Origin of the sequence: Pseudomonas sp. SC11 (assembly GCF_047039205.1) — a bacterium.
Classification (GTDB): Bacteria; Pseudomonadota; Gammaproteobacteria; order Pseudomonadales; family Pseudomonadaceae; genus Aquipseudomonas; species Aquipseudomonas boreofloridensis.
This window is the reverse complement of the sequence record NZ_CP178183.1, coordinates 667,563-691,300: the sequence shown is the minus strand read 5'-3', so window position 1 is coordinate 691,300 and position 23,738 is coordinate 667,563. Positions and strand designations below refer to the sequence as shown.

26 protein-coding genes and 1 tRNA gene are annotated in these 23,738 nt (G+C 65.9%); 11 read left to right on the top strand and 16 right to left on the bottom strand.

Annotation, left to right across the window (positions count from 1 at the left end; genetic code table 11):
- Positions 1–58: 58 nt before the first annotated feature.
- The 9 genes from ACK2SD_RS03205 to nrdR form a co-directional block, all read right to left on the bottom strand.
- A complete protein-coding gene (locus ACK2SD_RS03205) occupies positions 59–796 on the bottom strand; it encodes a substrate-binding periplasmic protein (RefSeq protein WP_412461318.1) in 738 nt (245 codons plus the stop codon).
- A gap of 18 nt (positions 797–814) precedes the next feature.
- Positions 815–1,318, bottom strand: a complete 504-nt coding sequence (locus ACK2SD_RS03200; RefSeq protein WP_029614515.1) for a phosphatidylglycerophosphatase A — start codon at positions 1,316–1,318, stop codon at positions 815–817.
- Positions 1,315–2,283, bottom strand: coding sequence for a thiamine-phosphate kinase (gene thiL / locus ACK2SD_RS03195; RefSeq protein WP_412461317.1), 969 nt, complete (start codon positions 2,281–2,283; stop codon positions 1,315–1,317). The genes ACK2SD_RS03200 and thiL overlap by 4 nt, the downstream gene beginning before the upstream one ends.
- 18 nt (positions 2,284–2,301) lie before the next feature.
- Complete coding sequence (gene nusB / locus ACK2SD_RS03190) at positions 2,302–2,802, bottom strand: transcription antitermination factor NusB (RefSeq protein WP_039580749.1); 501 nt, start codon at positions 2,800–2,802, stop codon at positions 2,302–2,304.
- A complete protein-coding gene (gene ribE / locus ACK2SD_RS03185; protein WP_029614513.1) occupies positions 2,799–3,275 on the bottom strand; it encodes a 6,7-dimethyl-8-ribityllumazine synthase in 477 nt (158 codons plus the stop codon). Before ribE ends, nusB begins: the two co-directional genes overlap by 4 nt.
- A 91-nt stretch (positions 3,276–3,366) precedes the next feature.
- Complete coding sequence (gene ribBA, locus ACK2SD_RS03180) at positions 3,367–4,458, bottom strand: bifunctional 3,4-dihydroxy-2-butanone-4-phosphate synthase/GTP cyclohydrolase II (RefSeq protein ID WP_039583286.1); 1,092 nt, start codon at positions 4,456–4,458, stop codon at positions 3,367–3,369.
- A 17-nt stretch (positions 4,459–4,475) separates the two neighbouring features.
- Positions 4,476–5,141 carry a riboflavin synthase gene (locus ACK2SD_RS03175; protein WP_039580752.1) on the bottom strand — a complete coding sequence of 222 codons (666 nt, stop codon included), beginning with the start codon at positions 5,139–5,141 and terminating at the stop codon, positions 4,476–4,478.
- Between the two features lie 42 nt (positions 5,142–5,183).
- Complete coding sequence (ribD, locus tag ACK2SD_RS03170; protein ID WP_412461316.1) at positions 5,184–6,320, bottom strand: bifunctional diaminohydroxyphosphoribosylaminopyrimidine deaminase/5-amino-6-(5-phosphoribosylamino)uracil reductase RibD; 1,137 nt, start codon at positions 6,318–6,320, stop codon at positions 5,184–5,186.
- A 2-nt stretch (positions 6,321–6,322) separates the two neighbouring features.
- Entirely contained in the window at positions 6,323–6,787 is a 465-nt protein-coding gene (gene nrdR / locus ACK2SD_RS03165) for a transcriptional regulator NrdR (protein WP_029614510.1), read from the bottom strand.
- A gap of 105 nt (positions 6,788–6,892) precedes the next feature.
- On the opposite strand from nrdR, the gene ACK2SD_RS03160 reads away from it, so the two are divergent.
- Genes ACK2SD_RS03160 through trxA form a run of 3 tightly spaced genes read left to right on the top strand, consistent with a single transcriptional unit; the run spans position 6,893 to position 8,925 of the window.
- The gene (locus tag ACK2SD_RS03160; protein WP_295488722.1) at positions 6,893–7,348 is read left to right on the top strand and encodes a hypothetical protein; all 456 of its coding nucleotides are present in this window, start codon (positions 6,893–6,895) and stop codon (positions 7,346–7,348) included.
- Between the two features lies 1 nt (position 7,349).
- On the top strand, positions 7,350–8,009 hold the full coding sequence (locus ACK2SD_RS03155) for a class I SAM-dependent methyltransferase (protein WP_412461315.1): 660 nt from the start codon (positions 7,350–7,352) through the stop codon (positions 8,007–8,009).
- A 31-nt stretch (positions 8,010–8,040) separates the two neighbouring features.
- The gene (trxA, locus tag ACK2SD_RS03150) at positions 8,041–8,925 is read left to right on the top strand and encodes a thioredoxin (RefSeq protein WP_116889460.1); all 885 of its coding nucleotides are present in this window, start codon (positions 8,041–8,043) and stop codon (positions 8,923–8,925) included.
- 27 nt (positions 8,926–8,952) lie between these two features.
- On the opposite strand, the gene ACK2SD_RS03145 is transcribed toward trxA, so the two are convergent.
- Entirely contained in the window at positions 8,953–9,300 is a 348-nt protein-coding gene (locus ACK2SD_RS03145) for a hypothetical protein (RefSeq protein WP_412461314.1), read from the bottom strand.
- A gap of 132 nt (positions 9,301–9,432) precedes the next feature.
- Between ACK2SD_RS03145 and ACK2SD_RS03140 the strand changes: the two genes are divergently transcribed.
- The 5 genes from ACK2SD_RS03140 to ACK2SD_RS03120 all read left to right on the top strand — a co-directional run bounded on the left by ACK2SD_RS03140 (position 9,433) and on the right by ACK2SD_RS03120 (position 13,381).
- Positions 9,433–10,020 (top strand): DUF2796 domain-containing protein, encoded by a 588-nt coding sequence (locus ACK2SD_RS03140; RefSeq protein WP_412461313.1) that lies wholly within the window; start codon positions 9,433–9,435, stop codon positions 10,018–10,020.
- A complete protein-coding gene (locus ACK2SD_RS03135; protein WP_039580760.1) occupies positions 10,021–10,731 on the top strand; it encodes an ATP-binding cassette domain-containing protein in 711 nt (236 codons plus the stop codon). It begins immediately after the preceding gene.
- On the top strand, positions 10,731–11,996 hold the full coding sequence (locus tag ACK2SD_RS03130; RefSeq protein WP_029614554.1) for an ABC transporter permease: 1,266 nt from the start codon (positions 10,731–10,733) through the stop codon (positions 11,994–11,996). The genes ACK2SD_RS03135 and ACK2SD_RS03130 overlap by 1 nt, the downstream gene beginning before the upstream one ends.
- A gap of 66 nt (positions 11,997–12,062) precedes the next feature.
- Positions 12,063–12,587 (top strand): DUF3299 domain-containing protein, encoded by a 525-nt coding sequence (locus tag ACK2SD_RS03125; protein ID WP_039583289.1) that lies wholly within the window; start codon positions 12,063–12,065, stop codon positions 12,585–12,587.
- A 110-nt stretch (positions 12,588–12,697) separates the two neighbouring features.
- On the top strand, positions 12,698–13,381 hold the full coding sequence (locus ACK2SD_RS03120; protein ID WP_412461312.1) for an OmpW/AlkL family protein: 684 nt from the start codon (positions 12,698–12,700) through the stop codon (positions 13,379–13,381).
- 54 nt (positions 13,382–13,435) lie between these two features.
- Here ACK2SD_RS03120 and ACK2SD_RS03115 read toward each other — a convergent pair whose 3' ends face one another.
- Positions 13,436–14,368: an NAD-dependent epimerase/dehydratase family protein gene (locus ACK2SD_RS03115; RefSeq protein ID WP_412461311.1), complete on the bottom strand. Its 933-nt coding sequence runs from the start codon at positions 14,366–14,368 to the stop codon at positions 13,436–13,438.
- Positions 14,361–15,245: a sugar nucleotide-binding protein gene (locus tag ACK2SD_RS03110; RefSeq protein WP_080754769.1), complete on the bottom strand. Its 885-nt coding sequence runs from the start codon at positions 15,243–15,245 to the stop codon at positions 14,361–14,363. Before ACK2SD_RS03110 ends, ACK2SD_RS03115 begins: the two co-directional genes overlap by 8 nt.
- Before the next feature lie 181 nt (positions 15,246–15,426).
- Here ACK2SD_RS03110 and ACK2SD_RS03105 point away from each other — a divergent pair, with 181 nt between their 5' ends.
- Positions 15,427–16,272 carry an alpha/beta hydrolase gene (locus ACK2SD_RS03105; RefSeq protein ID WP_412461310.1) on the top strand — a complete coding sequence of 282 codons (846 nt, stop codon included), beginning with the start codon at positions 15,427–15,429 and terminating at the stop codon, positions 16,270–16,272.
- A 23-nt stretch (positions 16,273–16,295) separates the two neighbouring features.
- Here ACK2SD_RS03105 and ACK2SD_RS03100 read toward each other — a convergent pair whose 3' ends face one another.
- Complete coding sequence (locus tag ACK2SD_RS03100) at positions 16,296–17,108, bottom strand: helix-turn-helix domain-containing protein (protein ID WP_295488742.1); 813 nt, start codon at positions 17,106–17,108, stop codon at positions 16,296–16,298.
- 178 nt (positions 17,109–17,286) lie between these two features.
- Between ACK2SD_RS03100 and ACK2SD_RS03095 the strand changes: the two genes are divergently transcribed.
- A complete protein-coding gene (locus ACK2SD_RS03095) occupies positions 17,287–18,729 on the top strand; it encodes an alanine/glycine:cation symporter family protein (protein ID WP_342650361.1) in 1,443 nt (480 codons plus the stop codon).
- Between the two features lie 68 nt (positions 18,730–18,797).
- Entirely contained in the window at positions 18,798–19,787 is a 990-nt protein-coding gene (locus ACK2SD_RS03090; RefSeq protein WP_412461309.1) for an asparaginase, read from the top strand.
- Positions 19,788–20,227: 440 nt separating this feature from the next.
- Here the strand turns inward: ACK2SD_RS03090 and ACK2SD_RS03085 are convergent.
- The 3 genes from ACK2SD_RS03085 to selA all read right to left on the bottom strand — a co-directional run bounded on the left by ACK2SD_RS03085 (position 20,228) and on the right by selA (position 23,676).
- A tRNA-Sec gene (locus tag ACK2SD_RS03085) sits at positions 20,228–20,323 on the bottom strand.
- 6 nt (positions 20,324–20,329) lie between these two features.
- A complete protein-coding gene (selB, locus tag ACK2SD_RS03080; protein ID WP_412462261.1) occupies positions 20,330–22,252 on the bottom strand; it encodes a selenocysteine-specific translation elongation factor in 1,923 nt (640 codons plus the stop codon).
- Positions 22,249–23,676 carry an L-seryl-tRNA(Sec) selenium transferase gene (gene selA, locus ACK2SD_RS03075; RefSeq protein ID WP_412461308.1) on the bottom strand — a complete coding sequence of 476 codons (1,428 nt, stop codon included), beginning with the start codon at positions 23,674–23,676 and terminating at the stop codon, positions 22,249–22,251. Before selA ends, selB begins: the two co-directional genes overlap by 4 nt.
- Positions 23,677–23,738: the final 62 nt, after the last annotated feature.

The window sequence follows — 23,738 nt, the reverse complement described above, 5'->3', positions numbered from 1 at the left end:
GGATATTCGTGGCTTCGGATCGAAAGATTCGATGATGGCTCGAGCCGGGTAAGCCGCCTCAATGCGGCTGACTGTCCGCCGAGAACGGATACGGCTGCTTCCAGCGCTGGAAGATCGGCTTCAGCTCACCGCTGCGTACCAGCGTTTCCATGCGTTGGTCGAACAGCTCGCGCAGCGCACGGCCGCGCTCGCTGTCGGTGAACGCCAGGTACAGCGGCAGCTCGGTGAGGTGACTGCGACGGAACCGCGACGGCTGGTCGGCGTGCTCGAGCACGTAGTCGACCTCGGTCTGCGCATCAATGTAGTAGTCCACACGGTCATGCTCGAGCATCGGGAGGATGCCTTCACGGCGCTGGATCTCGCGGAAGTTGTTCACATCGGGGAGGTACTTCTGGAAGTCGTAGCCGCGCACCCAGGCCAGCCGGGCGCGGCCGATACTGGCCACTTCCGGCACCGGCTTGTCGACCAGGCTCAGGGCATAGATATGATCCATATCGAAATGCCAGCGCGGGTAGAGGTTGTCGGTGTCTTCCTGCTTGTACGAGCCGACCCAGGCATCGGCCTCGCCCCGCTTGACCAGGCCAATGGCTCGACTGTAGGGCGCGCTCTCGGTCTGAACGGTCACCCCCACCGGCTCGAAGACCTTGCGCAGGACATCCCAGGCCACGCCGCTGCCGTCGGCGTTGGTGTAGTCGATCCATTCTTCGCTGACCAACCGCACCTGCTTCGGCGGCTCGGCCGCCACGGCACTGCCTATCAGCACGCTCAACGCCAGCAACACAGTCTTCATGACCATCGACCTGCTCCCTGTGTATCAGGCCACCGCCCAGACCAGCACCTGCATGCCCAGCCAGGCGAATACCCCGGCCAGGACGTCGTCGAGCATGATGCCGACGCCGCCGTGCACATGGCGATCGATCCAGCGGATCGGCCAAGGCTTGAGAATGTCGAAGAAACGGAACATCAGGAACCCTGCCAGCAGCCACTGCCACCCCTCGGGCACCAGCCACAGGGTGATCCACATGCCGACCATTTCGTCCCAGACGATGCCTTCATGGTCGTGCACGCGCAAGTCGTTGGCCACCTTGCCGCACAGCCAGAAGCCAAACAGCATGGTGATGCCCAGCAACAGCCAGTAGCCCCAGTCCGGCAGCATCTGCCACAACGGAATGAACGGCAGCGCCACCAGCGAACCCCAGGTTCCAGGCGCTTTGGGCAATGTGCCCGAGCCGAAACCGAAGGCGATGAAGTGCCATGGATTGCGCCAGACCGAAGGCGGAACGAACTCCGCAGGCACCTGATTGGGGTGGTCGGTCACGGTGTCTCCCTGAAGTGTTGGTAGCCCCGTTGCACCGGGGTGATGTCATGACCCCGGCTGTCCCTGAGCGTAACGCCTTCTCCGGGCAGCACGCGGCCGATGACATGAACATGGATGAAGCCCGGCAGCACCAGGCGCTGTAACGCCTCGGGCGCGATGGTGAAGGCCAGCACGTAGTCGTCGCCGCCGGTGAGCGCAGCGTGAAGTGCCGCATCGCGACCGAGCAGCGCCTGCAGTTCGGTAGATACCGGCACCTGCTGCTGGTTCACTTCGAGCGCGACACCCGAGGCTTTGGCGATGTGGCCGCAATCGGCCAGCAGGCCGTCGGAGATGTCCAGCGCGGCGCTGGCATGACCGCGGAGCAACTGACCGAGGGTCGATTGCGGCATCGGCGCCCAGTAGCGGGCGAGCAGCGGACGCGCCAGTTCCTGGGCGGCCTGGCGCTCGCCGAGCACCAGCGACAAGGCACCGGCAGCATCGCCCAGATGATCGCCGACGCACAGCAGATCGCCGGGCCGCGCGCCGTCACGGCGCAGTGCCTGTCCGGCCGGAACCCGGCCGAATACGGTGACGGTGAAGCTCAGCGGCCCGCGCGTGGTGTCGCCTCCGATCAGACTCATCCGGCAGCGGTGAGCCATGCGGCTCAGGCCGTCGCTGAAGTCCTTCAGCCACTGTGCATCGACCTCGGGCAAGGTCAGCGCCAAGGTGAAGCCGATGGCTTCGGCGCCCATGGCCGCCAGGTCGCTCACCGCCACGGCCAGTACCCGCTGGCCGAGCAGCGAAGGATCGCACACAGCAGGAAAATGCACGCCTGCCACCAGGGTATCGGTGGACACCGCCAGTTGCTGGCCGGCGGCCAGCTCCAGCAGGGCGCAGTCGTCACCGATGCCCAGGACCACGCCCTCGACGGCCTGCGCGCAGTGCGCAGCGGCAAAGAACTGGCGGATCAGCTCGAACTCACCCATGGCTGGTCAGCGCCACGGTCAGCGCTTGTTGGCCTTGACTTCGGCTTCGCGCAGGGTGGGCGCGAGCTTGTCGAGCACACCGTTGACGAACTTGTGGCCGTCGGTGGCACCGAAGACCTTGGCCAGTTCGACGCCCTCGTTGATCACCACGCGGTATGGCACGTCGACGCGCTTGATGAACTCCCAGGTGGACAGGCGCAGCACGGCCAGTTCGACCGGGTCGAGCTCGTCCAGGGCCAGGTCCAGGCACGGCGAGAGGGCGTTGTCGATTTCAGCCTTGATCGCCGGAACCCCATGGAGGATTTCGCGGAAATAGGCACCGTCGACATCGGTGAAATCGTTGTCGACGCGGAACTGCGCCTCGATCTCGTTCAGCGAATGCTGCGCCATGTGCCACTGATACAGCGCCTGCGTGGCGAGCTTGCGGGCTTCGCGGCGCTTGGCGCTCTTGGAGGGCTTGCCGGCATCCGCAGGTTTTGGATCGCGCGGGTTGAAACGATCGCTCTCGTCGCTAATCACTTGGCCTCCAACTGCGCCAGCAGGCTGACCATTTCCAGTGCCGACAGGGCCGCTTCGGCGCCCTTGTTGCCGGCCTTGGTGCCGGAACGCTCGATGGCCTGTTCGATGGAGTCGACGGTCAGCACACCGAAGGCGACCGGCACGCCGAACTCCATGGAAACCTGGGCCAGGCCCTTGGTGCACTCGCCCGCCACGTATTCGAAGTGCGGGGTGCCGCCACGGATCACGGCGCCCAGGGCGATGATCGCGCTGTAGTCACCTTGCTGGGCGACCTTCTGCGCCACCAGCGGGATCTCGAACGCGCCAGGGGCACGGATGAGGGTGATGTCGCTTTCGCTGACGCCGTGGCGTACCAGGGCATCGACGGCACCGCTCACCAGGCTTTCGACGACGAAGCTGTTGAAGCGGCCAACCACCAAGGCGTAGCGACCTTTGGGGGCGATGAAGGTACCTTCGATGGTCTTCAGGGTCATTCCGGTAATCTCATATTAAAGAGCGAGGCCGCTACGGCGGCCTTCGATAGGGTTCGGACACGAGCGCCAGGGCCAGCCTGGCGCGTCGGTATCACTCGGAGGGCACGTATTCTACAACTTCCAGATCGAATCCGGATATCGCGTTGAACTTCATCGGCGAGCTCATCAGGCGCATCTTGCGCACACCGAGGTCACGCAGGATCTGCGAGCCGGCACCGACGGTGCTGTAGGTGGTCGGTGTCTTGGTCGGCAGGTCGCCGGCACTTTCGCGGATATGCGCCAGCAGTACGTCGCCATCCAGCGGGTGCCCCAGCAGCAGCACCACGCCACTGCCGGCTTCGGCCACGGCGCTCATCGCCGCGCGCAGGCTCCAGCGCCCCGGCTGCTTGACCAGCAGCAGGTCGCGCAGCGGGTCCATGTTGTGCACGCGCACCAGGGTCGGTTCTTCGGCGCAGATGGTGCCCAGGGTCAGGGCCATGTGCACGTCGCCTTCGACCGCATCGCGGTAGGTGACCAGGTTGAATTCGCCCAGCTCGCTCTCGATCGGCTGCTCGGACACGCGCTGCACGGTGCGCTCGTGGATCATGCGGTAGTGGATGAGGTCGGCGATGGTGCCGATCTTCAGGTTGTGCTGGGCGGCAAACACTTCCAGCTCGGCGCGGCGGGACATGGTGCCGTCGTCGTTCATCACCTCGCAGATCACCCCGCTCGGCTCGAACCCGGCCATGCGCGCCAGGTCGCAGGCCGCTTCGGTGTGGCCGGCACGGGCCAGGGTTCCGCCCGGCTGGGCCATCAGCGGGAAGATGTGCCCAGGGCTGACGATGTCCTCGGCCTTGGCGTCCTTGGCCGCAGCCGCCTGCACAGTGCGTGCGCGGTCGGCGGCGGAGATGCCGGTGGTCACGCCCTCGGCAGCCTCGATCGACACCGTGAACTTGGTGCCGAAGCCTGAACCGTTGCGTGGCGCCATCAGCGGCAGCTTGAGGGTCTCGCAGCGCTCGCGGGTCATCGGCATGCAGATCAGGCCACGGGCGTGCCTGGCCATGAAGTTGATGTGCTCGGGCAGGCAGCACTCGGCCGCCATGATGATGTCGCCTTCGTTTTCGCGGTCTTCGTCATCCATGAGGATGACCATTTTGCCCTGGCGGATGTCTTCGACCAGTTCTTCGATGCTGTTGAGCGCCACTGGCACCCCCTTCTCAATCAGGATTTCAGGTAGCCGTTGGCGGCCAGGAAGCTTTCGGTGATGCCACTGCTTTTACTTGGCTCGGCGGCCTTGTCGCCCAGCAGCAGGCGCTCGAGGTAGCGGGCCAGCAGATCCACCTCGAGGTTGATGCGGCGTCCCGGACGGTAGTCGGCCATGATGGTTTCGGCCAGGGTGTGCGGAACGATGGTGAGTTCGAATTCGGCGCCGTCGACTTCGTTGACCGTCAGGCTGGTGCCGTCGACGGTGATCGAGCCCTTGTGCGCGATGTACTTGGCCAGCTCTTTCGGCGCGCGGACGCGGAACTGGATGGCGCGGGCGTTATCGCTGCGCGAGACGATCTCGCCGACGCCGTCGACATGACCACTGACCAGGTGACCGCCCAGGCGTGTGGTGGGCGTGAGGGCCTTCTCCAGGTTGACCCGGCTGCCGCTCTTGAGCTCGACCATGGCGGTGCGCTTAAGGGTTTCCAGGCTGACGTCGGCCCAGAAGCCGTCGCCGGGCAGCGCCACGGCGGTGAGGCAGACGCCGTTGACGGCGATGCTGTCGCCGAGCTTGACGTCGGCAAGATCGAGCTTGCCGGTCTGGACGTAGACACGCACGTCACCGCCCTTGGGGGTGATGTTGCCGATGGTGCCGATGGCTTCGATGATGCCGGTGAACATGCGGGTCTCCTCAGGTACGGGCTGCGCAGCGCAAGCCCGGCATTATACGCCGGGCGCGGACGTGGGAATGGCGATGACTCGCCAGTCATCGCCCACGGCGCGCATTTCGATGATCTTCAGCCGGGGTGCATCGGCCATGCGTTCGAGCGGCCAGTCCAGTAAAGGACGGGCCTGGGAGCCCAGGAAGGTGCCAGCGACGAACAACTGGTACTCGTCGATCAGTCCAAGCTGGGCGAAAGCGCCGACCAGGCCGGCACCGGCTTCGAGCAGGATTTCGTTGGCACCGCGCTCGGCCAGCAGGCGCAGCAGCGCCGGCAGGTCGACCTGGCCATCGTTGCCAGGCAGCACCAGCAATTCATGACCGGCAGCAGCGTAGCGTGGGTCGGCCGCCAGGGCGGTGACCACCAGCGCGGGACCGGCCTGGAAGAACGGTGCGTCCAGCGGCAGGCGCAGGCGACCGTCGATCAGTACGCGTTGCGGCGTACGTGACAGGGCCAGGGCCAGGGCCGTGGTGTCGGGGTCCAGACCCAGCTCGGCGCCGCGCACGGTCATGCGCGCGTTGTCGGCCAGCACGCTTTGGGCGCTGGTCAGCACCAGGCTGGAACGGGCGCGCAAACGCTGCACCGCGCCACGCGCGGCGGCGCCGGTGATCCATTGGCTTTCGCCACTGGCCATGGCGGTGCGACCGTCCAGGCTCATGGCAAGCTTGGCGCGCACGAACGGCACGCCGTGCTCCATGCGTTTGAGAAAGCCTGGATTGAGCGCCCGCGCCTCGGCCTCGAGCACGCCGCTGGCGACCTCTACACCCGCCTCGGCCAAGCGCCGCAGGCCGCGCCCGGCCACTTGCGGGTTGGGGTCCTGCATCGCCGCCACCACCCGCGCGACCCCGGCCTGCACCAGCGCCTCGGCGCACGGCGGCGTGCGCCCGTGGTGGCTGCACGGTTCGAGGGTGACGTAGGCGCAAGCGCCGCGGGCGCGCTCACCGGCCTGGCGCAGCGCATGCACCTCGGCGTGGGGCTCGCCGGCGCGCACGTGCCAGCCTTCGCCAACCACTTCGCCCTGGTTGACGATCACGCAGCCTACCCGGGGGTTGGGGTGGGTGCTGTACAAGCCCTTGCGGGCCAGTTCCAGGGCGCGGGCCATGTAGTGGGCGTCGAGGATGGCGGTCTGGCTGGACATGCTTACTCTTTGGCTGGCTCGCGGGCCAGACGGTCGATTTCTTCGCGGAACTCGTCCAGCGCCTGAAAGCGCCGGTACACCGAAGCGAAACGGATGTAGGCGACTTCGTCGAGCTTGCGCAGCTCGGACATCACCAGTTCGCCGACCACCAGCGATTTGACTTCACGCTCGCCGGTGGCGCGCAGACGGCTCTTGATGTGCGCCAGCGCGGCTTCCAGGCGCTCGATGCTCACCGGACGCTTCTCCAGCGCCCGCTGCATGCCTGCGCGCAGCTTGTCTTCGTCGAACGGTTGGCGCGTGCCATCCTGCTTGATCAGCCGGGGCAGAACCAGTTCGGCGGTCTCGAAGGTGGTGAAGCGTTCGCCACAGGCCACGCATTCGCGGCGCCTACGGACCTGTTCGCCCTCGGCGACCAGGCGCGAATCGATGACCTTGGTGTCGTTGGCACCGCAAAAGGGACAGTGCATGGTGGCAGGCAACAAAAAAAGGGAGGGCCATGGTAGCGCATCCCACTGGCAAGACAAGCCAAAGGGGTTACCATCCAGAGAAATCTGCCCGTGAAGGATTGCCCCATGCACCACCGTGCTCTCGTCGTGCTGTGCCTGGCCGGCCTGCTTGCCGCCTGCGGCAGCGACCGCCCCAAGCCCGAAGCGCCCGCCCCCGCCCCTGTGGCCAAGGCGGTGAAGAAGCCCGTCGACGATCCTGGCCCGTTGCCCGCCTACCAGCGCGAACTGAGCGGCACCTTGCTGGAGATCCCGGCAGGCGCCGAGGTCGAATTGGCCCTGTTGGTCATCGACGAGCGCGGTCGGCCCCAGCGCCTGTTGGCCAGCAGCGACCTGACCGGCACCGGCCAAGCCCTGCCCTATCACCTGCGTTTCAATCCCGAGGCCTTTCCCGCCGGCGCCCGCGTCGAACTGCGTGGGCGCGCCAGTCGCTCCGGCCAATTGATCCTGCACCTGCCGCCGCAGCGCATCGCCCAAGCGCAGACCCAGGCCACCGGGGCGCTGCGTTTCGAAAAGGCGCCATGAGGTGACGCCGCTGCACCTGCAACAGGCGCTGTCCGCGCTGATCGGCGAGGCGCGCCTGAGCATCACCGAATTGCCAGACTGCGATCTGAGGCTGTGGCTGATCGACGCGCAGAACATGGACCGCGCGTTCAGCCCAGACGAAACCCGGCGCATCCTCCACGAGCCCCCTTACTGGAGCTTCTGCTGGGCCAGCGGCCTGGCCATGGCCCGCTACCTGGCGCAGCACCCGCACTGGGTGCGTGGCAAACGGGTCCTGGACTTCGGCGCCGGTTCCGGCATCGCCGGGATCGCCGCCGCCCGCGCGGGGGCGCTGGAAGTGGTGGCCTGCGACCTCGATCCGCTGGCGCTGCACGCGTGCCGCGCCAACGCTGCGCTCAACGGGGTGCAGTTGGGCTACAGCGCCGACTTCTTCGCCGAAGCCGACCGCTTCGACCTGATCCTGGTGGCCGACGTGCTCTACGACCCTGCCAACCTGCCGCTGCTCGACGCCTTCCTGCTGCGCGGGCGCGACGCACTGGTCGCCGACTCGCGGGTACGGCACTTCAGCCACCGGCTGTATCGCCCCTTGGGCGTACTCGAGGCGCTGACCTTGCCGGACCTGGCCGAGCCACACGAATTCCGCCGCGTCAGCCTGTACCACGCCAGCCGCGAGCCTTTATAGTGGTTGCCATTCCGGATTTGCGAGAGTCGTGATGAGCCAAGCTTCTTCCAACGCCACGCCCTACATCTTCGACGTCACCGATGCCGAGTTCCAGCAGTTGGTGATCGAGAACTCCTTCCACAAACCCGTGCTGGTGGACTTCTGGGCCGAGTGGTGCGCGCCGTGCAAGGCGCTGATGCCGCTGCTGGCGAAGATCGCCGAGGGTTACCAGGGCGAACTGCTGCTGGCCAAGGTCAACTGCGACGTGGAGCAGCAGGTGGTGGCCCAGTTCGGCATCCGCAGCCTGCCGACCGTGGTGCTGTTCAAGGATGGCCAGCCGGTCGACGGTTTCGCCGGTGCGCAACCGGAGTCGGGCATTCGTGCCATGCTCGAACCTCATGTGCAGATGCCCGCCGCGCCCACCGCCTCGCCGCTGGAGCAGGCCAAGGCGCTGTTCGCCGAAAGCCGTTTCAGCGAGGCCGAAGCCTTGCTGCAGGCGCTGCTCGCTGAAGACAACAGCAACGCCGAAGCGCTGATCTACTACGCGCGCTGCCTGGCCGAGCGCAATGACCTGGACGGCGCGCAGCAAGTGCTCGATGCGGTCAAGAGCGATGAGCACAAGGCCGCGCTGGCCGGTGCCAAAGCCCAACTGACCTTCCTGCGCCAAGCGGCCAGCCTGCCGGAAGTCGCCGAGCTCAAGAGCCGTCTTGCGCAGGATCCACAAGATGACGAAGCAGCCTACCAATTGTGCATCCAGCAACTAGCGCGCCAGCAGTACGAAGCTGCGCTGGACGGGCTGCTGAAGCTGTTCCAGCGCAATCGCGCCTATGAGAGCGGACTGCCACAGAAGGCCCTGCTGCAGGTGTTCGACCTGCTGGGCGGCGATCATCCGCTGGTGGGCGTCTATCGCCGCCGGCTGTCCTCGGCGATGTTCTGAGCCACGACGCGCTCGCGCTGGAAGGGGTCAGCCGACCCACCGGTAGAGCGGCGCGTCCGCAGTGCTGTCCACCTTCACCTCGCTGCTGTGACGCAAGCGCACCAGCAACCGCTTGCCCGCTGCGACGCTGCCCGTCAGGCCCTCCAGGCGCTCCAGCAACTCAGGCCCGCTGAGCTGTCCGGCCTGACGCAGCAACGCACAGGCCGCTGACCACTGGCCGTCATCCTGGCGCACGGGGGCGGCTGCCGTGGCCGGCACGGCTTGCGCCCCGGCGGGCGCCTCCTGCAATTGACGCCCCAGTTGCGCCCATTCGTGCGGTTCCAGTTCGATGCTCAGGTCCACCGGCCAGTCGCCGATGTGTCCTCGAATTCTCACGCTGCCATCCTTCAATCGCGGGTCGATGCCCGGCATGCTCCCACGACATGAAACCTGCGCCAAGCCTCTGGCATCGGCGACAAAATCCGTTATAACATTACCAAACATGTCCCCCAGCTCCCGAGGTCGTCCATGCGCCGCCTGCTCCTCGCCTTGCCCTTTGCCCTGCTGCCCCTGGCCGTTGCCCAGGCCCATGATGACCACGACCACGAGCACGGTACCCTGCCCGCCCATGAGCATGGCGTGGCCCGCCTGAACGTCGGCCTGGACGGCAACACCCTGGAACTGGCCCTGGAAAGCCCGGCCATGAATTTGGTGGGCTTCGAGCACATGCCCGGCAGCGATGCCGACAAAGCCAAGGTCGAAGCCGTGCGCAAGCAGCTCGAACAACCGCTCAAGTTGTTCGGCCTGGCCAGTTCGGCAGGCTGCAAGGAGGACCAGCAGGAACTGGAAAGCCCGCTGTTCGGCAGCGATCCCGCCGCCAAGCATGACGATGATGAGGACGACGACGATCACGATCACGCCCATGAGCATCAGCACAGCGAGATCCACGCCCACTACCAGCTCACCTGCGCCACCCCGGCCAAGCTCACCCAGATCGACCTGTCGCCGCTGTACAAGGCCTATCCGCAGACTCAGAAGATCAACGTGCAATTGGTCGGTCCGAACGGGCAGAAGGGTATCGAGAGCACGCCAGGCAACGCCGTGGTTTCCTTCTGAATGGACCAGCCGCTGATCGAGTTGCATGACCTGGTGTTCGCCTGGCCAGGGCAGCCGCCCTTGCTTAACATTCCCCAGTTCCGCCTGGAGGCTGGCGAGGCGCTGTTCCTCAAAGGCCCCAGCGGCAGCGGCAAGACCACCCTGCTCGGCCTGCTGGGCGGGGTCAACCTGCCTGCCCAGGGTCAGGTGCGCCTGCTCGGGCAGGACCTGGCCACGCTCGGTCAGGCGGCTCGGGACGCGTTCCGGGTCGACCACACCGGCTACATCTTCCAGCAGTTCAACCTGCTGCCGTTTCTGTCGGTGCAGGAAAACGTCGAGCTGCCCTGCCGCTTCTCGCGCAGCCGCACCGAACGTGCCACACAGCGTCACGGCAGTGTGTCGCAGGCGGCGGCCACGCTGTTGGCGCACCTGGGGCTCAAGGATTCGGCCTTGCTCTCACGTCGCGCCGACACCTTGTCGATCGGCCAGCAGCAGCGGGTCGCGGCGGCGCGCGCGCTGATCGGCCAACCGGAACTGGTGATCGCTGACGAGCCGACCTCCGCCCTCGACGCCGATACCCGCGAAGCCTTCATCCGCCTGCTGTTTGATGAATGCCGCAGCGCCGGTTCGAGTTTGCTGTTCGTCAGCCATGACCAGAGCCTGGCGCCCTTGTTCGACCGCGACCTGTCGCTGGCCGAACTCAACCGTGCGGCCACGCCTCGGGAGGCCTGATGTACCTGCTCCGTCTAGCCCTGGCCAGCCTGGCCAATCGGCGCTTCACCGCCCTGCTCACCGCGTTCGCCATCGCCCTGTCGGTGTGCCTGCTGCTGGCCGTGGAACGCGTGCGCACCGAGGCGCGCGCCAGCTTCGCCAGCACCATCAGCGGCACCGACCTGATCGTCGGCGCCCGCTCGGGCTCGGTGAACCTGCTGCTGTACTCGGTGTTCCGCATCGGCAACGCCACCAACAACATCCGCTGGGACAGCTTCGAGCACTACGCCAAGGATCCTCGGGTCAAGTGGGCGATTCCCATCTCCTTGGGCGACTCGCACCGTGGCTATCGGGTAATGGGCACCAACGCCGACTACTTCAGCCACTACCAGTACGGTCGCCAGCAGCACCTGCAACTGAGCCAGGGCCGTCAGTTCGCCAGCGATCCGTTCGAGGTGGTGCTGGGCGCCGAGGTGGCCGACGCCCTTCACTACAAGCTCGGTGACAGCCTGGTGCTGGCCCACGGCATCGCCACCATCAGCCTGGTCAAGCACGACGACAAGCCGTTCACCGTGGTCGGCATCCTGCAACGCACCGGCACACCGGTGGACCGCACCCTGCACATCAGCCTGGCCGGCATGGAGGCCATCCACGTCGACTGGCACAACGGCGTGCCGGCACGCGGCGCCGGACGCATCAGCGCCGAGCAAGCGCGCACCATGGACCTGCAACCCACCGCCATCACCGCCTTCATGCTCGGCCTGAACAACAAGATCGCCACCTTCAGCGTGCAGCGCGAAATCAACGAATTCCGGGGCGAACCGTTGCTGGCGATTCTGCCAGGCGTGGCATTGCAAGAGCTGTGGGGCATGATGAGCATCGCCGAACAGGCGCTGTTCGTGGTCTCGCTGTTTGTGGTGCTGACCGGCCTGATCGGCATGCTCACCGCGATCCTCACCAGCCTCAACGAGCGCCGCCGCGAGATGGCCATTCTGCGCTCGGTGGGCGCGCGCCCCTGGCATATCGCCGGGCTGCTGGTGCTCGAGGCGCTGGCACTGGCGCTGAGCGGCATCGTCGTCGGGCTGGGCTTGCTCTATGGCGGCATCGCCCTGGCGCAGGACGCGGTCCAGGCCAATTATGGTCTCTACCTGCCGTTAGCCTGGCCCAGCGCACATGAATGGACGCTGCTGGCGATCATCCTCGGTGCGGCGCTGGTGATGGGCAGCGTGCCGGCCTGGCGGGCCTATCGCCAGTCATTGGCCGATGGCTTGTCGATTCATCTCTGAGGAGTGGTCATGTCGATGCCTGTAGGCGCCACGATTCGCCGTGCCGCCTTACCCGCGAAGAAGGCGCTGCAGATTCTCCTGCTGTTGCTGCTGGTGCTGGTCATCCCGGCCTGGGCGGACGAGCCGCGCGAGCTGGACTGGCCAGCGCTGATTCCCGAGGGCGCGCCGGTCATCCCGCCACAGCTCACACCGCTGCACGACCTGTCGCAGATGGGCAACTCCCTGGGCGACGCCCTGGCGGCCGAGTCCGCCCCGGCAGCGCGGCAACAGGCGCCCGATGCGCCGGTGGTCAAGGCGCTCGACGGCCAGCAGATCAAGCTGCCCGGCTACATCGTGCCGCTGGAAGTCAGCGAAGAAGGCCGCACCACCGAGTTCCTGCTGGTGCCTTACTACGGCGCCTGCATCCACGTCCCGCCACCGCCGTCCAACCAGATCGTGCACGTGTTCAGCGAGATGGGCGTACGCATCGAGGACCTCTACCAGCCGTACTGGATCGAAGGGCGCATGCAGGTGAAGAACACCAGCAGCGAACTGGCCGACGCCGGTTATCAGTTGGACGCCGAAAAAATCTACGCTTACGAACTCAAATGAGCGTCAGCTGCCCCTGAGCGACGTGCTTCGTTGAGCTGAATCAAACAATCCGTTTAGGTAGCTACTTACCATTGGACCACTCGATTTCCTCACGTCCTCTGGGAGCTTCCATGAACAAGAACTTGCTCGGTGCCTCGCTCGTTGCGCTGGCGCTCGCAGCCCCCGTTGCCCACGCCCACCAGGCCGGTGACTTCATCCTGCGTTCCGGCGCCATCACCACCGCGCCCAACGAAGACAGCGGCAACCTCAAGCTCGACGGTGCCAAGGTCTCCGGCACCAAGGCCACGCTGGACAGCGACACCCAGTTGGGCCTGGCCTTCGCCTACATGCTCACCGACCACATCGGCATCGAGCTGCTGGCGGCTACCCCCTTCAAGCACACCGTGGGCGTCAAAGGCCTGGGCGGCGGCCTGGATGGCAAGCTGGCAGACATCAAGCAACTGCCACCGACCCTGTCGCTGCAGTATTACCCGATGGAAGCGTCGTCCAAGTTCCAGCCCTATGCCGGTATCGGCGTGAACTACACGCTGTTCTTCGATGAAGAATTGAGCAGCTCGCGCAAGCAGCAAGGCTTCAGCAACATGAAGCTGCAGAACTCCGTCGGCCTGGCCGGGCAACTGGGCATGGACTACATGCTGACCGAAAACCTGCTGCTCAACGCTGCAGTGTGGTACGTGGACATCAACACCAAAGCCAGCATCGACGGCCCGAGCGCCCTGGGCGTGGGCAAGACCAAGGTCAATGTCGAAGTGGATCCTTGGGTGTACATGGTCGGCGTCGGCTACAAGTTCTAAAACCCGAGACGGGCTGGAACAGATTCACAGATTGGGGCCGCTTCGCGGCCCTTTTCAGTGTTTGCCCAACAACCGCGCCAGCCCTTGGACCATGGATGTCGGCTCGGGGAAGTCGAACCGCGCCAGCAGACGCTGATTATCAGCCCGGGAGTGGCGAATATCGCCGGACCGCGCGGGGCCATGGCTAACGCTCGGCAACCCACCGACCACCTGCGCTAGGGCTGCGAGCAGTTGGTTCAGCGAGGTGGCCTGATTCAAGCCGATGTTCACTGCCCCTTCCTGTACCTGTTCCTGCTCCAGCGCCTGCACCATCACCTGCACCAGGTCACCCACATACAGGAAGTCGCGCGTCTGCTCGCCATCGCCGAACACGGTGATAGGCAGACCCTGGCTGGCACGTTCGCAGAAGATGCTGATCACGCCGGAGTACGGCGAGGAAGGATCCTGGCGCGGCCCGAAGATATTGAAGAAGCGGAACACCACCGGCTCCAGCCCGTGCTGGCGGCGATAGAAATCCAGGTACTGCTCGCCGGCCAGCTTGTCCACGGCATAGGGCGTCAACGGCGCTTTGGGCGTGTCCTCGGCGATCGACAGGCCTTCACCATTGTTGCCATAGACCGCCGCACTGGAGGCGAACAGTACTCGGCGCACGCCATTCAAGCGCATGGCTTCGCAGACGTTGAGCGTGCCGATGAAGTTGCTCTGGTGAGTCTTGACCGGATCGTCCACCGAGGCCTGCACCGAGGCCACCGCCGCCAAATGCACCACCGCTGCGCACCCGGCAACTGCGCGGGTGACCAGTGCGGCATCGGCCACATCGCCCTCTATCAATTGCAGGCGTGGATGATCGAGGCGCAGGTTGCTGCGCTTGCCGGTGGACAAATCATCCAGCACACGCACCGCATGGCCCTTGTCCAGCAACGCGTCGCACAGGTGCGAACCGATGAAGCCCGCGCCGCCGGTGATGAGGATGGGTGCGTCAGCCATGGCGATAGAAACGCTCCAGCAGAGGCGGCAAACCCGCGCGCCAGGCACGCGGCTTGATGCCGAAGGTATGAAGGATTTTCTTGCAGGCCAGCACCGCGTGCTGCGGCTCCTCGCTGGCATCCGGGCGGGCTGCGTGGGCCTGGGCGGTCGGCGACTGGATGGCGTGCGTGTGCCACTGCGCGGCCTCGGTCAGGATCGCCTGGCCCAGCGCCAACGGCGTGGTCGCCTCATTGCCAGCGTAGTGGTAGGTACCCCACAGCGGCGCCGCGCAGTCGAGTTGCTTGAGCACCGAGAGGATCACCCGCGCGGCATCGTCCACCGGCGTCGGGTTGCCGCGACGGTCATCGGCCAGCAGCAGTTCATGAGGCTGCTCGGCACGCGTGAGGAAGCGCCCGAGAATGCCGTCGGGACTTTCGTCCAGCAACCAGCCGAAACGCAGCAGCACATGCTGCGGACAGGCCGCACGTACGCTCTGCTCAATGCGCCACAGCGCTTGGCCGCGCGTACCCAGCGGCACGGGCTCGTCCTTTTCGCTGTAGGAGGTGGCCCGCGAACCGTCGAACACCCGGTAGCTGGACGGCTGCAGCAAGGTGATTTCGTGGTGCTGGCAGAGTTCGGCCAGGCGCTCGATCGCCCGCTCCTGGGACGCCAGGCGCGGCTCGCTGACCGACTCGGCCTGGAACCAGTCGAAATAGTAGGCCAGGTTGACCAGGGTATCGGGGCGGTGATCGTCGAGCAGTTGGGTCAGACTGGCCGCGTCCCAGCCATTTTCCGGCGGGCGCGGCGCCAGGAACGCGATGTCTTCCTCGGCCCCGAGACGAATCAGCGCTTGCCCGAGGGCATTGCCACCACCCAACAGCATCAGGCGCATACGCATAGAGTCAGCAGGTCCGCTCAGATCGATTAGAAAGGAGGCATTTTGCGGTTTCCGCCCGGGGAAGTCCAACCCGGAAGCCTGGCGCTTCGGGCAGCCCGCAGGATTATGCGGGCAGCGCTTCTGCGCCACTCGAAACTGACCGATACTGCCGGACGATCATTCGAGTCGCAGCAGGAGCGCCATGGACTTCGTCACCCGCACCGAGCACCGCAGCCGCTGGCAGTACGACGAGCCCGCTCCCGGCCGGGAAGGCTTCATCGACGAAACCTTCGACGGCTACCACCAACAAGCCCGCCTGTTGCTGCCGGAAGTGGAGCGCGCACCCGCCGTGTTCGTGGTCGGCGGCGCGCGGTCGGACTTCACTCGGCTCAATCCACTGCTCTATCGCCTGCAACGCCAGGGCATCGGCTCACTGACCGGCAACCTCTCCGGCCACAGCCAGGCCAGCGAGCCCGGTGCCTCTGCGCCGTCGCTGGCAGTCAACCTGATAGAAGCGCAGCGTTTCATGGCGCATCTGGGCGAGGGCTGTACGACGCTGGTCGGCCACAGCCTGGGCGCGTCGATCGCACTGAAGCTGGCCGCGCAACGGCCGCAGATCGACAAGCTGGTACTGATCTGCCCGGCGGTATACCCCGACGCCGCCCACAGCGCGCCCTTCGGCCCGGCCTTCAGCGCCGCGATCCGCACGCCTTGGGCCTTCCTCGATTGCGACAGCTACGCGTTCCTGCGCCAGTTTTCGGGACGGGTGTTGCTGGTGATCGGCGAATACGACGGCCTCAATTCCAAGACCCATGGCCAAGGTCCCGGCACCTCGGCCGGCACTCGCCTGCTGCGCGGCGTTCCACGCTACAGCCCGATCCCGGAGGAAGTGACTCACGCCCTGCTGCGCTCGGTGCCCGCGCCGCATGTGCAATGCCTGCTGTTGACCGACTGCGATCACGGCATCGCTGCGCACCTGCGCGACGCCCCGCAGGTCGCCGATCAGGTGGCCGAGACCGTGGCGGAATTCATCCTTGAAGACGGTTGATCGACTCACGCACAGACGCGCCGCTATTCGATCTCGAACAGCCCATTGCTGACCGTCCCGGCGCTGAGCCGCTCGCGAATGTCGTCGTCGATGCGCGGATCGTCCGGTCGATACAGCTTGACCTGGCGATAGGCATTGATGCGGTTGATTTCCTCGCCGAGGAATTCCCACACCACACGCGTGCAGGCCGGGTTGCGCCGGTCGCCGCTGGACACGCCGGTCTTCAGGCCGTTCAGGCGGGTGATGCGGCTCTTGAAGCTGGGGATGAGCACGGTCTGGCTCATTTCGTTGAGGGTCAGCGACTCGTAGTCGATGAGAAACAGCCGGTCCTGCAACTGAAACGCCGCGCCCAGGTAGCGACAGCGCACTTCGGCCTGTTGCAGTCCGGCGCTGCTGCGCTCTTGGCGTTCCTGACGCTCGAACAGAAAACTGCCACGCTCCTCCCAGAGATGCACCAGCGACACCAGGATCGAACCTGGCACCGACATGCAGTTGGAATATTCGAAGTAGTAGCCGCAGTAGCGCGACAGATTGCCGGCCTGGGCATGCAGCGGCTTGAACAGTTCGCTGATCGGATCGTTTTGCGGCCCGGAGGTGGCCGAGGCATTGCGCGCACCGATCAGGCGGGCGAACTGCTCGGGAGGGAGCTTGAGTTCGTAGTCCTCCACACCGAAGAAGTCGCCGATGCGCTTGAGGTTGTATTTCGTCGGCTCGCTCTGGCCACTCAGGTATTTGTTGAATTGCGCGCGATGAATGGCGAGCTGACGGCAAACCTCTGAAATAGAGCGGTAGTGACTGCAGGCGAGCTTGAGATTGGCGGCTAGAAAATCGGCCATGGGGGCACTTCCAGATGATGCGAGTGCTGCAATTCTAGCAGCATGTCGCAGCAAAACAGAGCAACCCGCGAAATTGTAACCACAGGTGTCATGGCCAACCATGCGCGGCAACGATAGCGTGCGCCCCTGCCGCCGCTGGTCACTCCACATAAAAAATAAGAATCGAGGTCATTTTCCAATGCTCGAAGCACTTAACGATTTCCTGTCAGGAAAACTGCTCATCGTCCTGATCGTCGGGCTCGGTAGCTACTTCACCATTCGATCCCGGTTCGTCCAGTTCCGTCATTTCGCCCACATGTTCGGCGTGTTCAGGGAATCGCTGCGTGGCCAGGCTGGCCAGCTGAGCTCGTTCCAGGCGCTGATGCTGAGCCTGGCCGGTCGTGTCGGCGCGGGCAACATCGCTGGTGTCGGTATCGCCGTGACCCTGGGCGGCCCAGGCGCGGTGTTCTGGATGTGGGTCACCGCACTGGTGGGCATGTCCAGCAGCTTCTTCGAATGTACCCTGGCCCAGGTGTACAAGCGCGCCGACGGTGACGGCTTGTACCGCGGTGGCCCGGCCTACTACATCCAGCATGGCCTGAAGCTCAAGAGCATGGCCATCGTGTTCTCGGTGCTGCTGCTGGTGACCTACGGCTTCGCCTTCATCGGCCTGCAGTCGTACACCGTGACCCACTCGCTGCAGAACGCCTTCAACTTCGATCCGCGCCAGACGGGCATCGTGCTGGCAGTGCTGCTGGCCATCACCTTCATCGGTGGCATCAAGCGTATCGCGGCGGTGTCCGACCTGCTGGTACCGATCAAGACCCTGGCCTACATCGGCGTCACGCTGTATGTGATCGGCACCCAGATCGAACACGTGCCAGCCATGCTGGAAACCATCTTCAAAAGCGCCTTCGGCCTCGACCCTGCCTTCGGCGGCCTGCTCGGCAGCGCCATCGTCATGGGCGTGAAGCGTGGCGTGTTCGCCAACGAAGCCGGTCTGGGCAGTGCGCCGAACGTGGCCGCCGTCGCAGCCGTCAAACACCCGGGCGCCCAGGGCGTGGTCCAGGCCTTCAGCGTGTTCCTCGACACCTTCGTGATCTGCACCTGCACCGCGCTGCTGATCCTGCTGTCGGGCTTCTACACCCCGGGCTTCGAAGGCGACGGTATCGTCCTGACCCAGAACTCGCTGGCCGCCGTGGTCGGTGACTGGGGCCGTATCTTCGTCAGCGTCGCCCTGTCGCTGTTCGTCTTCACCTGCATCCTCTACAACTACTACCTGGGCGAGAACAGCCTGCAGTTCATGAGCCGCAACCGTGCCGTGCTGATGGTCTTCCGTGGCCTGGTACTGGCCCTGGTGGTCTGGGGTTCGATGCAAGACCTGTCGACCGTGTTCGCCTTCGCCGACATCACCATGACCTGCCTGGCGTTCGTCAACCTGGTGGCCCTGGCCCTGCTGTTCAAGGTCGGCCTGCGCGTGATGCGCGACTACGATGCCCAGCGCAAGGCTGGCATCAAGCAGCCGGTGTTCGATTCGTCGAAGTTCACCGACCTGGACCTGGACCGCGCTGCCTGGCCGGCCAACCCGGCTGTTGAAGCCGCTGCCGACAAGGCTGCCGGCGAGCTTCAGCACCAGCGCTGATCCGCCCTCTCCAGCCGCCCCGTTCGCGGGCGGCTGACTCCTTTCTCGATTCGCTTCGGAATGCTTCCATGGACGCAGTCAAGAACCTTCTCGTGCTCTATACCGGCGGCACCATCGGCATGCTGCAGACCCCCGAAGGTCTGGCACCGGCCGGCGGCTTCGACGCGCGCATGCGCGAACACCTGGCCCAACGCAGCGACGCTCCGGACCTGCAATGGACCCTGCGCGAACTCAATCCGCTGATCGATAGCGCCAACATGCAGCAGGCCAACTGGCTGGCGATGCGCGACGCGATCGTCGAGGCGGTCGAACGCGATGGCCATGACGGCGTGCTGGTGCTGCACGGCACCGATACCCTGGCCTACAGCGCCGCGACCCTGTCGTTCCTGCTGCTCGGCCTGCCGGTGCCGGTGCTGCTGACCGGTTCCATGTTGCCAGCCGGCACCCCGGACAGCGACGCCTGGGACAACCTGGTGGGCGCGCTGCGACACTTCGAGCGCGGCCTGGCCAACGGCGTGCAACTGTACTTCCACGGCCAACTGCTGCAGGGCTGTCGCGCCTCCAAGCTGCGCAGCGAAGCCTTCGACGCCTTCGCCGTGCTGCCGCGCCATCGCGACAGCGAGCGCGCACAGCACGTGCCGGCCGAACTGGGCTACGGTCAGGTCCGTCAGCCGGTGAAGCTGGCGGTGCTGCCAGTGTTCCCGGGGTTGTGCGCCGACTATGTGCAGGGGCTGGTCGAAGCCGGCGTGCAGGGCCTGCTGCTGGAATGTTATGGCAGCGGCACCGGGCCGTCGGACGACCAGGCACTGCTCGATGCCTTGCACCAGGCACGTCAACGCGGCGTGATGATCGTCGCCATCAGTCAATGCCCGGAAGGCGCGGTGGTGTTCGACACCTATGCCGCTGGCAGCCGCCTGCGCGACACCGGCCTGGTCAGCGGCGGCGGCATGACCCGCGAAGCGGCGCTGGGCAAGCTGTTCGCCCTGCTAGGCGCGGGGCTGGACGTCAAGACGGCCGAACGCTGGTTCGCGCTGGATCTGTGTGGAGAGCGGGCTTAATCGTCGGTAGGAGGCGCCGCCTGGTGTCGCGATGGGGCGCTGCGGTGTGTCAGGGCGTCTGGCACCGTCCGGTAGGCGGCCGCTGCGCGCCCGATCGCGACACAAGGCCGCTCCCACCGAGATTGCGCTCGCCTCACTTCCTGGGCACGGCATGCGAAACCGGGTGATCATGCATTTGATGTTCATCTGAAGCGCATGATTTCCAGAGTCCAGCGCAGCTTTTGTGGGAGCGGCCTTGTGTCGCGATTGGACCGCAAAGCGGTCCCGGCAATGGCAGCGGCGAAGCTGAAAACCGGGGACCGCTGCGCGCTCCAATCGCGACGCAAGGCCGCGAGAGCGTGCAGCCCCCAAAAGTTGAGCAAGACCACTGATCGGTGATAGGTGAAAAGACTGTTGGCTGCTGGGAGCGGGGCGGGCTGCCGGTGCGTGTATCGGGAAAATGGCGGAAGGCAGCGGGAGTCGAACCTGCCCGGGAACGGATGCCGTCCCCAACCGGGTTTGAAGCCCGGCCGCGCCACCGGGCGCGATTGCCTTCCTTGAATTCAGGACCTGGGCTGATGCCGGGCCAGGGCGCTGTCCGCGCGGATGTAGCGTTGATCGCCTACCCTGCGGGTCAGGCCAACACGGTCGAAGTACTCCAGTATTTGCACACTGCGCTTGCGACCGATGCACAACATATCGCGAAACGCCGCCACCTGCACTACCGGTGAGCCCTCGGCCTGGCTCAACAGGAACTCGACCATGCGCTGAAGCGTCTGCTGCGGATAAAACAGATCGCGCACCACCTGGTGCAGCACACCCAGGCGCGCCAGCTTGCGCATCAGCAATCGAACCTGGGCCTCCTCCACCTGCTCGGCAGCGGCCAAGGTCCTGACCCACGGCGGATCGAACGCGGCTTCGAGCAGGTGCGGCTGCAAGCGCGCCCACAAGGCGGTGTCGGCCTCGCTCAACTGCACCTTGTGATCCGGCAGATGCAGCCACGGACCACTGCTGGCGATGAAACCGTCGCTGAGCAATTCGTCCACCAGACTGACGAAGGTCGGCCGCTCCAGCGCCAGCGCGCAGAAGCGGCGCAGACGGTCGCGGTCAGGGCCGAGCTGGTCCGGTTCCTGAGCATGAAAACGGGCCAACTGTGCCAGGACGTCGTCGCGCAGCGCCTGCCACTGTTGGCGGTCGAACAGCACACTGCCTTGGCGCGTGGCGATCACCTCGACGCTCTCGGGCAATTGCCAACTGTCGCGCAGCCGATTGAACTGGCGCTCCAGACGCTGCGGATCAAGCCCGGCCGGCGCGCTGGCGAGCAGGGCCGGCAGTGCCTGCTCCAGGTCGGTAGCCTCGCGCAGCACCTGCAATTGCCGCAGCCGTGCGTCGCTGCGACGGTGGCGACTGGGCGCGAACGGGTCGAGCACCCGGCCGCCGCCCAGGGTGCGCTGAGCGCGCTGGTCACGCAGCACCAGGCGGTCGCCATGCACGGCCTGCAGCGGCGCATTAAGCAGTAACTGGGCGAACATGCGCTGCCCGGCGACCAGGGTCTGGCCCTCCAGCAGCGCCACACGCGCGGTGACATCTTGCGTCCCGAGATGCACGTGCACCGCGCTGAAGTGTTCGAAGGCGCGGGGCTCGCTCGCCAGCAGCGTCAGCTCGATATCGATGCGCGAACTGGGCGCGTGCAACCACGCTGGCACCAGCCAGTCGCCGCGGTGTACCTGCTCCACAGCCAAGCGCTCGGCACTGATGTTCAGCGCCACCCGCTGCCCGGCTTCGGCCACCAGCGCCGCCTGGTTCTGCGCATGCAAACCGCGCACGCGCACTGGCTTGCCGAGCTTGCCCAACAGCAGCGTGTCACCCGTGCTCACCCGGCCGGCCAGCGCCGTGCCGGTGACCACCACACCCGCACCGGACACGGCGAAGGCGCGGTCGATGGCCAGGCGAAAACCGCCCTGAGTGGAGCGTCTGCGAACCTGGGACGCGGCCGCCAGTAGCGCCTGGCGCAGGGCCTCGACACCGGCCCCGGTCACGCTCGACAGCGGAAACTGCAACGCCCCGGCATAAGGGCCTGGCGCCAGCAACGCCTCGACCTGCTGCTGCACCTCGGCCACGCGCGCCGGTTCCACCCGGTCGCACTTGCTGATCGCCACCAGCGCCTGGGGAATGCCCAACAGCTCAATGATCGCCAGGTGTTCACGGGTCTGCGGCATCACCCCGTCGTCCGCTGCGATCACCAGCAGCACCAGGTCGATACCCTGGGCCCCGGCCAGCATGTTGTGAATGAACCGCTCGTGCCCCGGCACATCGATGAAGCCGGTCAAGGGCTCGCCGTCGGCCAGGGCCGCGTAGCGGTAACCCAGGTCGATGGTCATGCCCCGGGCACGCTCTTCCTGACGGCGGTCGCCTACCTGCCCGGTGAGCGCTTCGAGCAACGCGGTCTTGCCGTGGTCGATGTGCCCGGCGGTGCCGACGATCACTGCACAGGCCCCAGGTGCAGCGCCGGCAGTTGCGCCAGCCACTGCGCCTCATCGTCCAACTGCCGCAGGTCGAGCCACAGGGCGTCGTCGTCGATACGCCCGAGCACCGGCACCGGCAGGTCACGCAGTGCCTGCTCCAGCACTCGCAAGCTACGTCCACGCAGTTTCTTCGACACGTGCGCGCGCAGGCACAGGGCTGCACTGGGCAGCCGCGCCACCGGCTGGCTGCCGCTGCCGATCATGCCCAGGGTCGGCTCGACGCTGACTGTCCAAGGCTCGCCCAGGCGCGCGGCCAGTTCCGGCGCCAGGCGCTCGGCCTGGGCGGCGATGTCAGCGTGTGGGCGCGTCAGTAGACGCAGGCTCGGCAGACGCTCGGCCAGCCGGTCCGGGTCGCGGTACAACGCCAGCACCGCCTCCAGCGCCGCCAGGGTAATCTTGTCGACGCGCAGGGCGCGCTTGAGCGGGTTCTTCTTGATCCGCGCGATCAGTTCCTTACGGCCGACGATGATGCCCGCCTGCGGGCCGCCGAGCAGCTTGTCGCCGCTGAAGGTGACGATATCGGCACCGTCGAGCAGGGCCTGGCGCACCGTCGGTTCGGCCGGCATGCCCCAGCGGGTGAGGTCGAGCAGGCTGCCGCTGCCCAGGTCTTCGAGCAACGGCAGTTGATGGGCATGGGCGATGCGTGCCAGTTCGGTGGTCGGCACCTGGGTGGTGAAGCCCTGGATACTGTAGTTGCTGCAATGCACACGCATCAGCAGCCCGGTGCGCGGATTGATCGCCGCCTCGTAGTCGCGGGCGTGGGTACGGTTGGTGGTGCCGATCTCATGCAGTCGCACGCCGGCCCGGGCCATGATATCGGGAATGCGGAACGCACCGCCGATCTCGATCAGTTCGCCCCGGGAGATGATCCCCTCGCGGCGTGCGCCCAGGCTGTTGAGCGCCAGCAGCACGGCGGCGGCGTTATTGTTGACCACCGTGACCGCCTCGGCACCGGTCAACTCGCGGATCAGTCCCTCGATCAAGTCGTCGCGGTCACCGCGCTTGCCGGTGGCCAGGTCGAACTCCAGGTTCAGGGGATAGCGCGCAGCGGTCTGCATGGCTTCGACGGCCGCTTCGGGCAACAACGCACGCCCCAGGTTGGTGTGCAGCACCGTGCCGGTCAGGTTGAACACGCGCCGCACCTGGCTGCGCTGCTGAAGCGTCAGGCGCTCACCGGCGCGCCCGAGCAGCACCTCGGCGGCCAGTTCCACGGCACTCAGTTGACCCAGGCGAGCCGGCTCGCGCAGGTCGTCGAGCAACTGGCGCAGCGTGGCCAGGGTGGCATCGCGGCCATGGCGCTCGAGCAGAGGGGCGCAGGTGGGGTGACGCAGCAGGGTGTCGATGGATGGCAGACGTGGAGCGGGGGTGGCATTGCTTGACGACATGCGGGTACGACCTTGACTGATCCAGTGTCTGATTCGCGCTCATCGCCAATGAACCCGCTCCT

Excerpts from the sequence above, each read along its gene's own strand:
- ACK2SD_RS03205 (WP_412461318.1), bottom strand. The coding sequence starts at position 796 with ATGGTCATGAAGACTGTGTTGCTGGCGTTGAGCGTGCTGATAGGCAGT.
- thiL (WP_412461317.1), bottom strand. The coding sequence starts at position 2,283 with ATGGGTGAGTTCGAGCTGATCCGCCAGTTCTTTGCCGCTGCGCACTGC.
- ribE (WP_029614513.1), bottom strand. The coding sequence starts at position 3,275 with ATGACCCTGAAGACCATCGAAGGTACCTTCATCGCCCCCAAAGGTCGC.
- ACK2SD_RS03175 (WP_039580752.1), bottom strand. The coding sequence starts at position 5,141 with ATGTTCACCGGCATCATCGAAGCCATCGGCACCATCGGCAACATCACC.
- ribD (WP_412461316.1), bottom strand. The coding sequence starts at position 6,320 with ATGTCCAGCCAGACCGCCATCCTCGACGCCCACTACATGGCCCGCGCC.
- nrdR (WP_029614510.1), bottom strand. The coding sequence starts at position 6,787 with ATGCACTGTCCCTTTTGCGGTGCCAACGACACCAAGGTCATCGATTCG.
- ACK2SD_RS03160 (WP_295488722.1), top strand. The coding sequence starts at position 6,893 with ATGCACCACCGTGCTCTCGTCGTGCTGTGCCTGGCCGGCCTGCTTGCC.
- trxA (WP_116889460.1), top strand. The coding sequence starts at position 8,041 with ATGAGCCAAGCTTCTTCCAACGCCACGCCCTACATCTTCGACGTCACC.
- ACK2SD_RS03140 (WP_412461313.1), top strand. The coding sequence starts at position 9,433 with ATGCGCCGCCTGCTCCTCGCCTTGCCCTTTGCCCTGCTGCCCCTGGCC.
- ACK2SD_RS03135 (WP_039580760.1), top strand. The coding sequence starts at position 10,021 with ATGGACCAGCCGCTGATCGAGTTGCATGACCTGGTGTTCGCCTGGCCA.
- ACK2SD_RS03130 (WP_029614554.1), top strand. The coding sequence starts at position 10,731 with ATGTACCTGCTCCGTCTAGCCCTGGCCAGCCTGGCCAATCGGCGCTTC.
- ACK2SD_RS03120 (WP_412461312.1), top strand. The coding sequence starts at position 12,698 with ATGAACAAGAACTTGCTCGGTGCCTCGCTCGTTGCGCTGGCGCTCGCA.
- ACK2SD_RS03115 (WP_412461311.1), bottom strand. The coding sequence starts at position 14,368 with ATGGCTGACGCACCCATCCTCATCACCGGCGGCGCGGGCTTCATCGGT.
- ACK2SD_RS03110 (WP_080754769.1), bottom strand. The coding sequence starts at position 15,245 with ATGCGTATGCGCCTGATGCTGTTGGGTGGTGGCAATGCCCTCGGGCAA.
- ACK2SD_RS03105 (WP_412461310.1), top strand. The coding sequence starts at position 15,427 with ATGGACTTCGTCACCCGCACCGAGCACCGCAGCCGCTGGCAGTACGAC.
- ACK2SD_RS03100 (WP_295488742.1), bottom strand. The coding sequence starts at position 17,108 with ATGGCCGATTTTCTAGCCGCCAATCTCAAGCTCGCCTGCAGTCACTAC.
- ACK2SD_RS03095 (WP_342650361.1), top strand. The coding sequence starts at position 17,287 with ATGCTCGAAGCACTTAACGATTTCCTGTCAGGAAAACTGCTCATCGTC.
- ACK2SD_RS03090 (WP_412461309.1), top strand. The coding sequence starts at position 18,798 with ATGGACGCAGTCAAGAACCTTCTCGTGCTCTATACCGGCGGCACCATC.
- selA (WP_412461308.1), bottom strand. The coding sequence starts at position 23,676 with ATGTCGTCAAGCAATGCCACCCCCGCTCCACGTCTGCCATCCATCGAC.